9 protein-coding genes are annotated in these 12,051 nt (G+C 71.0%); 7 read left to right on the top strand and 2 right to left on the bottom strand.

Translation table 11 applies throughout. The features are described from left to right. A partial coding sequence (locus FHW79_RS33085) for an FAD-binding protein (RefSeq protein WP_183182419.1) occupies positions 1-107 on the bottom strand: 107 nt, incomplete at its 3' end. 145 nt (positions 108-252) lie between these two features. Here FHW79_RS33085 and FHW79_RS30630 point away from each other — a divergent pair. The 7 genes from FHW79_RS30630 to FHW79_RS30600 all read left to right on the top strand — a co-directional run bounded on the left by FHW79_RS30630 (position 253) and on the right by FHW79_RS30600 (position 10,187). After that, positions 253-1,119 (top strand): uracil-DNA glycosylase, encoded by an 867-nt coding sequence (locus FHW79_RS30630; protein ID WP_183182418.1) that lies wholly within the window; start codon positions 253-255, stop codon positions 1,117-1,119. Positions 1,120-1,580: 461 nt separating this feature from the next. Continuing rightward, entirely contained in the window at positions 1,581-3,551 is a 1,971-nt protein-coding gene (locus FHW79_RS30625) for a transglycosylase SLT domain-containing protein (RefSeq protein ID WP_183182417.1), read from the top strand. Then, a complete protein-coding gene (gene moaB / locus FHW79_RS30620; RefSeq protein ID WP_183182416.1) occupies positions 3,538-4,074 on the top strand; it encodes a molybdenum cofactor biosynthesis protein B in 537 nt (178 codons plus the stop codon). The genes FHW79_RS30625 and moaB overlap by 14 nt, the downstream gene beginning before the upstream one ends. After that, on the top strand, positions 4,071-5,066 hold the full coding sequence (locus FHW79_RS30615; RefSeq protein WP_183182415.1) for a phosphotransferase: 996 nt from the start codon (positions 4,071-4,073) through the stop codon (positions 5,064-5,066). The genes moaB and FHW79_RS30615 overlap by 4 nt, the downstream gene beginning before the upstream one ends. A 190-nt stretch (positions 5,067-5,256) precedes the next feature. After that, a complete protein-coding gene (locus FHW79_RS30610; protein WP_247884696.1) occupies positions 5,257-6,951 on the top strand; it encodes a tetratricopeptide repeat protein in 1,695 nt (564 codons plus the stop codon). A 102-nt stretch (positions 6,952-7,053) separates the two neighbouring features. Then, on the top strand, positions 7,054-8,130 hold the full coding sequence (locus FHW79_RS30605; protein ID WP_183182413.1) for a PA0069 family radical SAM protein: 1,077 nt from the start codon (positions 7,054-7,056) through the stop codon (positions 8,128-8,130). Between the two features lie 140 nt (positions 8,131-8,270). Continuing rightward, the gene (locus FHW79_RS30600; protein WP_183182412.1) at positions 8,271-10,187 is read left to right on the top strand and encodes a tetratricopeptide repeat protein; all 1,917 of its coding nucleotides are present in this window, start codon (positions 8,271-8,273) and stop codon (positions 10,185-10,187) included. A gap of 30 nt (positions 10,188-10,217) precedes the next feature. On the opposite strand, the gene FHW79_RS30595 is transcribed toward FHW79_RS30600, so the two are convergent. Next, positions 10,218-12,020, bottom strand: coding sequence for a tetratricopeptide repeat-containing glycosyltransferase family protein (locus FHW79_RS30595; protein ID WP_183182411.1), 1,803 nt, complete (start codon positions 12,018-12,020; stop codon positions 10,218-10,220). Positions 12,021-12,051 lie beyond the last annotated feature (31 nt).

Raw genomic sequence — 12,051 nt, 5'->3', positions numbered from 1 at the left:
GCCTCGTTGGCGAGCTGTTTCAGGCGGATGGCCGCGCTCAGGCCCGACGGGCCGGCTCCGACGACAAGGACGTCGTACTCCATCACCTCGCGCGGATCGCGATCCATGGTCCCCATGCCTCCCGCTTGATTGAAGCGCCGGGGCCATTTCCGCAGGGTCCGGCGGCTTTCGGAACGGCGTATGCCTTTCGCACCCGCCAAAAAGGATATCTAAGCCCATGTAAGACCACAGGAGCCGTGGTAAGGTCAAACGATGATTGACCAATCCGACATCCTCGCCGCCCTGCGCTGGCACGCCGACATCGGGTGCGACGAGGCCATCGGGGACGAGCCCCTGGACTGGGCGACGCTGGCCGCCCGGCCGGCGGTGGCGCGTGCGCCGGCCGGCGCGTCGGCGCTGCCGCCTGCCGCGGCGCGCCCCGCCCCGGCGACGACGCCGCGGTCGGCGTTCGGGGGTCCGTCCGGCGCGTCGATGTTCGGCGTGGCGACCGGGTCGGATTTGCCGCTGGGCGCCAGCGAGGCCGGGGCGAGCGCCCGCGCCCGCGCCGCCGAGGCGCGCAGCCTGGAGGAACTGGAGTCGGCGCTGCGCGCCTTCGACGGCTGCCCGCTGAAGGCGACGGCGATGAACACGGTCTTCGCCGACGGCAACCCCGCCGCGGACATCATGCTGATCGGCGAGGCGCCGGGCGAGGACGAGGACCGGCAGGGCAAGCCCTTCGTCGGGGTCAGCGGCAAGCTGCTCGACCGCATGCTGGCCCAGGTGGGACTCGACCGCAGCAAAGTCTACATCAGCAACATCCTGCCCTGGCGCCCGCCCGGCAACCGCTCGCCGACCCAGGCGGAAATCGCCGCCTGCCTGCCCTTCCTGGAACGGCACGTCGAACTGATCGGGCCGAAGGTGCTGGTGCCGCTGGGCGGAACCTCGGCCAAGACGCTGCTCAACCGGGCCGAAGGCATCACCCGCCTGCGCGGCCGCTGGTTCGACTACGCCTCCCCCGGCCTGTCCGGCCCGGTGCCGGTCCTGCCGATGCTGCACCCGGCCTATCTGCTGCGCAACCCCATCGCCAAGCGCGAGGCGTGGCGCGACCTGCTGACCCTGCGCCAGCGCTTTCCGGGCTGAGTCACCGCAAGAGTCGTTTTGCCCCCACCCCAGCCCTCCCCCGTTGACGCAGGGGAGGGGGCAAACCCGCCACGCCGATGGTTAACGGCGCTGATCTCTAAAATGTTTCCCTTATTGCATTTATTCTTACACGGTCATTCGAACATTCGAGATCCATAGACATTCCAAACATTGCCCAAGTACTTCGAAAGATCGGAGTGGTTTACCAAGTCGCCGCTATGCCGTTGCGCCAAACGGCACAGAAAGACCCATGACCTTGCGCCAAAAGGGTCTTCCCACTGGGCTAGAGCCATTTTCCCACGCCCACTAAGTTGCTGAAAACCCTTACGAACAGACAGCCTTGACCGCTGTTGGGGAATCATCTTCTTGCGATTTCCGTCCACTGCGGTTATTCGAATACCATGTTCCGGATATTGTGCAGTGCAGCAAACACCGTCTCGCTGCGGCGGAAGGTCCTGGGAATGGCGGGGGTGGCGCTGGCGCTGTGCGCGGCACCCGACCCGACGGGCGGTTATCGTCCAGCCCAGGCCGGCCTTGTGATCCACGCGCCGGATGGACGCCCCGTCGTCCCGCCGGGATTTGATCGTGCCGAGCAGACCCTGCTGCTGGCGACGGACGCCGACGCGCGCGCCATCCAGCTGACGGAAGAGGACGCCCGCCACTACCGGCGCATCTTCGCCCTTCAGGAACGGGGGGAGTGGGAAGGCGCCGACTGGGAAATCCGCCTGCTGCGCGACCGCCGCCTGATGGGCCATGTGCTGCGCCAGCGTTATCTGCACCCCGATCGCAAGGCGAGCTACGACGAGCTGGCGGGATGGCTCCAGCGCTACGGTGACCTGCCGGACGCCGAGCGCATCCATGCCCTGGCCCAGCGCCGCGCCCCCGCCGGCCAGCAGCGCGCCCTGAAGCCGCCGCGCGGCGGCGACGGGGAGCGGCTGACCGGGTCGCTGGAGCGGCTGGGCGGCCTGCGCCCCGAACCGCTGCCGGAGGCTGTTTCCGACGACGACACGCCCGACCCGGACAAGAGCGCCGAGGTGGCCGAGGACAAGGCCAAGCTCACCGTCGCCCCGCGCAGCCGCACCGCCGGCCGCACCGACCGCGCCGCCCCGTCCCGGGTGACCGACTTGCTGCGCGCCGGCAAGCCGGGGGCGGCGCTGGCCCTGCTCAACCAGGACGAGTTCGGGCGCAGCCTCGATTCGGTGCAATATGACCGGGCGCGGGCGCGGATCGCCGCCGCGCTCTATTATTCCGGCGACGTGACGCAGGCGCTGTCGCTGGCCTCGGCCAGCGCCGCCCGCTCCGGCCCGTCGGTGATCGAGGCGCATTGGATCGCCGGCCTCGCCGCTTGGCGGCTGAAGCAATACGACCGTGCCGCCCGCCATTTCACCAATCTGGCCGAGGCCGGTCCGCAATCGCCCTGGCTGGCCTCCGCCGCCGGCTTCTGGGCGGCCCGCGCCCATTCTCGCCGGGGCCGCGAGGAGCAGGCCCGCAGCCATCTGGCCGCCGCGGCGCGCTACCCCCATACCTTCTACGGCCTGCTTGCCCATCGCAAGCTGGGCGGTTCGGGCGACCTCAACTGGCGCACGCCGGAACTGACCGGGGAGCATCTGAAGGCGCTGTCCGCCCTGCCCGGCGGCACCCGCGCCATCGCCCTGATCCAGGCTGGCCAGCGCGAGGCGGCGGAGATTGAGCTGCGCCGCATCCACCCGCGCGGCGACGCGCTGGCCGAGCAGGCGCTGGTGGCGCTGGCCGATCGCGCGGAACTGCCGGGGCTGGCGCTCCAGGTCGGCAACGCGGTGGCCGGTCCCGACGGCGCGCCCTACACGGCGGCCCTCTATCCGGTGCCGCATTGGAAGCCGCGCGACGGCTTCGCCGTGGACCGCGCGCTGGTCTTCGCGGTGATGCGGCAGGAATCGCGCTTCGACCCCAAGCTGGTCAGCTCCGCGGGGGCCACCGGCCTGATGCAGATCATGCCCGCCACCGCCCAGCATGTGCAGGAGCGCAACGCCGACATCGGTCAGGCCGACGCCGCCCGCACAGGCCTGTTCGACCCCTCCACCAACATGGAGCTTGGGCAGCGCTACATGGCGGAGCTGCTGAACAGCCAGGACATCGGCAACAACCTGTTCCTGCTGGCCGCCGCCTACAACGCCGGCCCCGGCACGCTGGCGCGCTGGCGCCGCGAGCTGTCGGACATTGGCGACGACCCGCTGCTCTTCATCGAGAGCCTGCCCTACGCCGAGACGCGGAACTACGTCGAGAAGGTCGTCGCCAACTTCTGGATCTACCGGCTGCGGCTGGGGCAGGAGATCGAATCGCTGGACGCCGTTGCGGCGGGCGGCTGGCCGGTCTATATGCCGGTGGATGTCTTCCCGGCGGCCCGGTCCACCCAGGTCGCGCAACACGCCGAATCCGCCGATGCCGAAAATTGACGAATCCCGTCCGTTCCTGCCCGTCAACATCGCCGTCATGACCGTGTCCGACACGCGCACGCTGGGCGACGACCGCTCGGGCGACGCGCTGGTCGAACGGCTGACCGGCGCCGGCCACCGGCTGGGCGCCCGCGCCATCGTGAAGGACGACGTCGCCGCCATTCGCGCGCAGGTCCAGTCCTGGATCGCCGATCCGGAGATCGACGTCGTGCTGACCACCGGCGGCACCGGGGTCACCGGCCGCGACGTGACCCCGGAGGCGGTGGAGGCGCTGTTCGACAAGCCGATCCCCGGCTTCGGAGAGCTGTTCCGCCAGCTCAGCTACGCCAAGGTCGGCACCTCGACGATCCAGAGCCGCGCGACCGGCGGGGTGGCCAACGGCACCTACATCTTCGCCCTCCCCGGCTCGCCCAGCGCCTGCCGCGACGCCTGGGACGACATCCTGGTCTTCCAGCTCGACAACCGGCACCGTCCCTGCAACCTCGTCGAACTGATGCCGCGCCTGCGCGAGCATCAGGTGTGACCGGCACCGCCGGACTGCACGGCGCCCTGACGCGGCTGCCGGCTTTCACCGGCCTGCCCTCCGGCGCGCTGGAACCGATGCCGCGCCGTGGCGTGGCGCACGACCATGTGCGGCTGGCTGGGCGCGGCCTGGTCGCCCGTGTGCCGCGGTGGAGCCAGCTCGGGCTCGACCCCTTCGCCAATCTGGAGCAGCAGGCCACCGCCTTCCGCCGCGCCGCCCCCAGCGGCCACACGCCGGAACTGGCCGCCGTCCTGCCGCCGGAGCCGGAGCTGCCCATGGGCGCGCTGGTGGTGACGGAGATCGTCGGCCGCCCGCCGCGCCTGCCGGACGACATGCCGGCCATCGCGCGGGCGCTCGCCGCCCTGCACGCCCTGCCCCTGCCGCCGGACGGCGAGCGTGCCCCCCTGCCCGCCCCTGCCGACCCGGTGGCGGCGACCCTGGCCCAGGTGGAGCGGCAGGCGGTGTGGTTCGAGCGTGCCGGGCTGACCCCGGACGCCCTGGCCCGGCTTGCGACGGAGCTGGAGGCCGCCCGCGCCTTCCGCTGCGCAGCGCCCCCGCCCATCACGCTGGTCGGCAGCGACGTCCACCCCGGCAATTTCCTGATCGACGCCGCCGGCAAGGCGTGGTTCACCGATCTGGAGAAGGCCCAGTACGGCCACCCGGCCATCGATCTCGCCCACGCCAGCCTCTACACCTCCACCAAATGGGAGCGGGAGGTCGCGGCTGTGCTGGCCCCCGACGAGGTCGCGGCGTTCCATGCGGCCTGGGAGGCGGCGGTGCCGCCCGCGCTGGCCGAGGCGGTGCGCCCGTGGCGCCGGCCCTTGCGCCGGCTGACCTGGCTGCGCACCTTGTCCTGGATGGCCCGCTGGCAGGTCGAGGGCGCCGCCCTGTCGCCGGACATGCCGGAGTCGCTGGAGGCCCACATGGACGCCCACGCGGTCGACGTCCTGCGTCCGGAGATCATCGGGCGGGTCGCCGCCGAGTGGCGTTAGGGCAGAGCGGGAGCCGAGACATGCGATGGTTCGGGACGCAGCGCGGTTAACCCTTGCCCGCGGTTGGTGTTAGACTGAGGACTCGAGTTTCAGGCTTTCCTGATCCGGACTCCGTAGGCGTGCAGGTGGACGCGGCATGATGACATTCCGATTTGGGCGGACCCGGTTGGGTCGGACGGCGCTCGGTGCCTTGCTCCTTTCCACGGCGGGCCTCCTGCCGTCTGGCCATGCCTCCGCCGCCGCCCCGGCGGCGACGGAGCGCCTGTCGCTGACCTCGGCGACCGGCAGCTATTTGGCCGGGCGTTTCGCCCAGCGCCAGGACGACTGGGCGGCGGCCGCCCTGTTCATGGCGCACGCCCTGTCCGCCGACCCTGGCGACCTGACGCTGCTGCGCCGCACCTACCTGCTGAAGCTGGGCGAAGGGCAGTTCGACGCCGCCATCGACCTCGCCAAGCGGCTGCTGGAGCAGGACAACGACCCGCAGATGGCCATCGCCCTGCTGGCTTCGGACAATCTGGCCCGCGGCAAGCTGAAGGAAGCCAAGGCCATGGCCGCGCGCATGCCCAAGGAGGGCATGGCGAAATACATCGGCCCGTTGATCGACGCTTGGCTGGCCGCCGCGGAGGGCAAGACCGACGCGGCGCTGAAGGCGCTGGAGCCGCTCTCCACCGCCAGCGGCTTCGCCGCCCTCCACGACCTGCACGCCGGCCTGGTGCTGGAGCTGGGAGGGCGCAAGGACGCCGCCGCGGAGCGCTTCGCCCGCGTGCTCGACAAGGAAACGCCGCTGCGCGTCATCCAGATCGTCGGCAGCTTCTACGAGCGCACCGGCCGCAAGGACGAGGCGCGCAAGCTTTACGACGCCTTCCGCGCCGACAACCCCGACAGCCTGATGGTCGAGCCGGCCCTGAAGGCGCTGGACGAGGGCAAGACCGCCGCCCCGGTGGTGTCCGACGCCAAGCAGGGGCTGGCGGAGGCCCTGTTCGACCTGGGCAGCGCCATCCATCACGAGGGGGCGGAGGAAACCGCCCTGCTCTTTGGGCGGATCGCCCTTCACCTGCGCCCCGACCTGTCGCTGGCGCGGCTGATGATCGGCGACATCATGGAGAACCGCGACCACCACGCCGACGCGCTGGTCGAGTTCCAGGCTCTGGAGAAGGACCCGGTGCTGGGCTGGACCGCCCGTCTGCGCGCTGCCGAAAGCTTCGCCCGGCTGGAGCGCACCGACGAGGCCATCACCGCCTTCTCCTCCCTGTCCGCCGAACGTCCCGAACGGACGGACGCGCTGATCCGGCTGGGCGACCTGTACCGCGTCGCCAAGCGCTACGGCGAGGCCGCCGACAGCTACAGCAAGGCGCTGGAGCGCATCGGCACGCCGGAGGAGCGGCATTGGGCGGTGCTCTACGCCCGCGCCATGTCCTACGACAAGATCGACCGCTGGCCGGACGCCGAGCGCGACCTACGGGCGGCGTTGGCGCTGAAGCCGGACGAGGCCTTCCTGCTGAATTATCTGGGCTACAGCTACGTCGACCGCGGGCTGAACCTGGAGGAGGCCAAGACGATGATCGAGAAGGCCGTCGCCTTGCGTCCCAAGGACGGCTACATCGTCGACAGCCTGGGCTGGGCGCTCTACCGCACCGGCGATTTCGAAGGGGCGGTGGAGAAGCTGGAGCGCGCGGTGGAGTTGAAGCCGACCGACGCCACCATCAACGACCATCTGGGCGACGCCTACTGGCGCGTCGGGCGCCGCAACGAGGCCCGCTTCCAATGGACCCGCGCGCTCCGCACCGCGGAGGAGGAGCCGCAGAAGGAGGACATCCGGGCCAAGCTGGACAAGGGACTGGTGGACCCCAAGGCGGCCGAGGCCGTTGCGCCGAAGGTCCAGTAACCCCCACGTACCCTCCCCGCCCGCCCTGTCGCCGTGAGGGGATCGGGGCGGGCAGGGGAATGTTCACTTTACGTTCTGGCTTTCCGCGGCTATCCTGTCCCCATGGACGAGATTCCGCGGCAGGCCCTGAAAGGACGGGGCGCGATCGGCAACCTGACCTCCCGCTACGAGCGGGAGACGCGGGTGCTGGCCGACGACGGTTGGGGCGCGAACGAAGCGGTCACGGAAGCCGTCCCGACCCAGGTCTTCGACGACACCGCCCGCTCGATCCTGTCGAAGAACACATCGCCCGACGTGATCTTCGAGCGGTCGGTGAATCCCTACCGGGGGTGCGAGCACGCCTGCATCTACTGCTTCGCCCGTCCGACCCACGCCTATCTCGGCCTGTCGCCGGGGTTGGATTTCGAGACGAAGATCTTCCGCAAGGCCCGGGCGGCGGAGCTTCTGGCGGCGGAGCTTCGCGCCAAGTCCTACCGCTGCCGGCCGCTGGCGCTCGGCGCCAACACCGATCCCTACCAGCCCATCGAGCGGGAGCAGCGCATCACCCGCGCCGTGCTGGAGGTCTGCCGCGACTTCAACCAGCCGGTGATGATCATCACCAAGTCGGCGCTGGTCCTGCGCGACCTCGACATCCTGGCGCCGATGGCGGCGAAGGGGCTGGTCAACGTCGCGCTGTCGGTCACCACGCTCGACCGCGACCTCGCCCGCCGGATGGAGCCGCGGGCCAGCACACCGCAGCGGCGCCTCGCCGCCATGCGCGACCTGACGGCCGCCGGCGTGCCGGTGGCGGTGCTGGCCAGCCCGATGATCCCGGGGCTCAGCGACCATGAGCTGGAAGCCATCCTGACGGCGGCGGCGGAAGCCGGGGCGACGCAGGCCAACTACATCCTCCTGCGCCTGCCGCTGGAGATCGCCGATCTGTTCGAGGAATGGCTGCGCGAGCACGCGCCCAACCGCGCCGAACGGGTGCTCAGCCTGATCCGCCAGTGCCGCGAGGGGGACTTGTACCAGTCTCAGTTCGGCAGCCGCATGAAGGGCTCCGGCCCGGTGGCGGAGCTGCTGGCGAAGCGCTTCAAACTGGCCTGCAAGCGCCTCGGCCTCAACGCCCGCGACGCCGCCCTCAACTGCGCCGACTTCAAGCCCCCTCCGGCCCGTGGCGATCAACTGACGATGTTTTGACCGTTCCCTTTTGCACAGGGGCGATCCCTCCCCCTCCGAGTTGATCGGGCGGCCGCCGCTAAGCTACCTTCGGCCGCCTGAACACGCCCGCACGGGTGACGATAATCCGGGCTGCGGTTCGACGATTGAGGGAGAGGGTAATGGCCACGATCGGTGAAATCCTGGCCGTTGCCTTCGCCGATCATCGCGCGGGCCGCGTTTCCGAGGCGGCCGTTCTCTATCGCCGCATCATGGAAGCCGACCCGGCGAACCCCAACGCCTTGTATCTGCTCGGCATGGTCGCATGGCAGACCGGCCGGCCGACCGCGGGCCTGGCCCTGATCGGGCGGGCGCTCCGGCTCAGTCCCGGCTGGATCGAGGCGCGCGCCAACCGGGCCATCATCCTGGACAAGGCCGGCCATCCCGCGGAGGCCACCGCCGACTGGCGGCGGCTGACCCTCTTCGATCCGGGCCACCCGCAGGCTTGGCGCAACCTCGGCGACGCCTTCCAGTCCCAGGGCGATGCCGGGACGCCGCAAGCCGTTCAGGCGCTGCGCCGTGCCGCCCGCCTTGATCCCGGTTCGGCTGAGGTTCATCACGATCTGGGGGTGGTCCTCCGCCGCGCCGGCCAGCTCGACGAGGCGGTGGACAGCCTGCTCCACGCCATCGCGGTCAAGGCCGATCTGGCGCCCGCCCACATGAACCTGGGCAACACCCTGCTCGAACGCGGCGATGACGCCGCGGCGCGGGCCAGCCTGCGGCGCGCGCTGGCGCTCACCCCGGCCAGTCCGGAACACTGGTACAATTTCGGCAACGCCCTGTACGCCCACGGCGATCCCCTGCGGGCTTTGCACGCCTACCGGCGGTCGGCGCGGCTGGGGCTGGCGCTCGCCCGTCTGCGGGTGGCGACGGTGCTGAGCGAACTGGGTCGCTTGGCCGAGGCCGAAGGCGAACTGATCCAAAGCCTGCCGATCCCCGGAGCCGACGTGCCCCTCAGCATCGAGTTGCTGACCAACGTCTTCCTGCGGGGCGGCCGGCTGGCCGAGGGGCGGGCGTTCTTCACCCGGCTGGCCTCGACGCCGCTTGGCGGCGTGGTCCATCGCGGGGAATGCCTGACCGCTCTGGCCGCGCTCGACCTGAGGGACGGCACCCCCCGGGCGGCCCGCGACCGGCTGGCGGCGGTCCGCGGGGACAATGGCTGGTTCTTCACCGTAAAGTCGCTCGCCGCCTTGCGCGCGACCCTGGCCGATCAAGGGCTCCAGCTCGTCCGCCCCGCTCCCGTCGGGGCGGACGGCCGACGCCGGCCCCCGCGCGTCACCTCGTCGTCGCTGGCCACCCGGGGCCGCTTCGCCCACACCGTTCTGGAATATGTCCTGGTCCGGCTCTACGCCGAAAAGTTCGGCTTCGTCCTGGAGACGCCCGACTGGGTGGGCGGCGCCTTTTTCGAGCTGAACGATCCGCCGCAGAGCGGTCCGCTGCCGCCGCTGCTGTTTTCCCGCCGCATCCTCAACGATCTGGTGAGCGGCACCACGGGGCGGGCGCCGATCGCCGACCGCGACATGCTCTCGCCCCTGTTCCTGTTCGAGCACAAACAGGAGTACCGGCAGCGCGTCCAGTCCTGGCTGAGACCGCGCCGGGTCTGGGACCCGCAGCTCGCCCCGGCGATCGAGCGGTTGCGGGCGGCGGGGAACACGGTGGTCGCGCTCCACATCCGGCGCGGCGACTTCGTGACCTACAACTACCCCATCACCGAGACCGCTTGGTACGTCGACTGGCTGCGGGAATGGTGGCCGCGCCTCGACCGGCCGGTCCTCTATCTGGCGAGCGACGACGTCGCGGCGGTCCGGCACGCCTTTGCGGAGTTCCATCCCCTGACCCGGGCCGACGTCGTGGAGGAGTGGGTTGGGTTGGATTTCCTTCAGGACTTCCACGTGCTGATGAACGCCGACGTGGTCGGCACCAGCGCCGCCAGCGGCTTCAGCGCGCTGGCCGCCCGCCTCAACACCCGCGCCCGCCTGTTCGTCGAGCCGGACGTCGCCGCCCGCCGCATCCGGCCCTTCGAACCCTGGACGCCCTGACGTTTATGCCCTGAAGCCCTGCGCTTTGGGTCACGGGCGGGACCGGGCGAGGGCCTGGAGAGCGGCGCGGACACGGCCGACGACGGGCGCCCACTCGCCGCGCCGGTCCTGGCGGAACAGGCGCATGGTCGGATACCACGGCGTGCACATCCCCTGGTCCAGCCAGCGCCAGTCGGGGGCGAAGGGCAGCACCGTCCAGACCGGGCGTCCGAGCGCCCCGGCCAGATGGGCCGGCGCCGTGCAGGAGCTGATGACGAGGTCGAGGGACTCCATGATCGCCGCGGTGTCGGCGAAGTCGGCGATCTCCGCGGCGAGGTCGATGAAGGACGGCGGCAGCGGCCCGCAGGTCTCCAGATCCTGCCGCCCCGCCCCCTTTTGCAGGCCGAAGACCGTGACGCCCGGAACGTCCAGAAGCGGAAGGAACGCCTTCAGTCGCGGCGAACGGATGTGGTCCGCCTTGAAGCCGGGGTTTCCCGCCCACACCAGTCCCACCCGCAGCCCCGCCCGCGGCCCGATCCGCGTCGCCCAGCGTGTCACCAGTTCCGGCTCGGCGCGCAGATAGGGGGTGTCGGCGGGGATCGTGTAGAGCATGGTGCCGAGCCGGTGCGGCAGGCTGGCCAGGGCGTCGTGCGCGTCGTGCGGAGGCGGCGGGTCGAACCGGCTGACCACGCCTTCGATGCCCGGCATGGCGGAGAGCAGGCGGACGAGCTGGCTGTTGCACTCGATGACGACGCGCACACCCCGCGCCTGAAGCTGCGGGGCGAAGCGGGCGAACATGATGGTGTCGCCCACCCCCTGCTCGTCATGGACCAGAAGGGTCCGGCCGGTGAGGTCGGAGCCGTCCCAGGGGGGTGAGGCGAAGCTGCGCCGGGGCGACGGGAAGTCGGCCATGCGCGAGCGCCATTCGTACTCGGCGAACCCCTCCTCCAACGCGCCCTTGAGCAGCAGCCCGAAGCTCAGCGCGGTGTGCGCCTCCGCCAGGGACGGGTCGAGACGGACCGCGGTCCGCGACAAGGCAATCAGTTCGTCGACCCGCATCAGGTCGCGGGCCGCCAGCCCGAGGTTGAGGTGCGTGTACGCGGCACCCGGCTGCATCGCGATGGATTGCCGGAAGCAGGCCACCGCCTCGTCGAGCCGCCCGAGATCCTGAAGCGTGACGCCCAGATTGTTGAGGACGCCGGGATCGCCCGGCGCGAAGCCCAGCGCGCAGCGGTAGTAGCGGACCGCCTCCTCGGCCCGACCGAGACGGCGGTGGGCCATGCCCAGGTTGGCGTAGGCGGCGACCGACGACGGCGCCATGCCGAGGAGCAGCATCAGCTCCTCGATCGCCTCCTCGGCGCGGCCGTCCAGGATGAGCGCCTGCGCGAGCAGCAGCCGCTGGTCGGTCAGCCGCGGCTTGAGGCGCAGCAGCCGGCGCAGCGCGGTCGCGGCGTCACCGTGCCGGCCTTGGTCCGACAGCACGTTCGCGAAGTTGTTGAGCGCGTCGGCGGAGCCGGCGTCCAGCGCCAGGGCGCGCCGGCAGCAGGCTGCAGCCTCGTCACGCCGGCCGAGCCGCCGCAGCGCGCTGGCGAGGTTGGAGAAGCAGGCCGCGTTGTCGGGGGCGGAGCGGATGGACTGCCTCATCCAGTCCACGGCCTCGGCCGGCTTGCCGCCCTGAAGGGCCAGCGCGCCCAGCAGATGCAGGGCGTCGGGGTGACGGGGGTGATCGGCAAGGACGCGCCGGTACGCGCTTTCCGCTTCGGCCAGCCGGCCGGCTCCGTGATGGGCGAGGCCGGCCGCGACGAGCGCGGCGGGGTCGGGGCGATCAAGGGTGGCTTTGGTGGGGAAGGCCATGCGTTGCGTGCTTTGTCCGCGCTTTCGAAAC

Origin of the sequence: Azospirillum sp. OGB3 (assembly GCF_014192915.1) — a bacterium.
Classification (GTDB): domain Bacteria; phylum Pseudomonadota; class Alphaproteobacteria; order Azospirillales; family Azospirillaceae; genus Azospirillum.
This window is presented reverse-complemented; position numbering and strand designations above follow the sequence as displayed.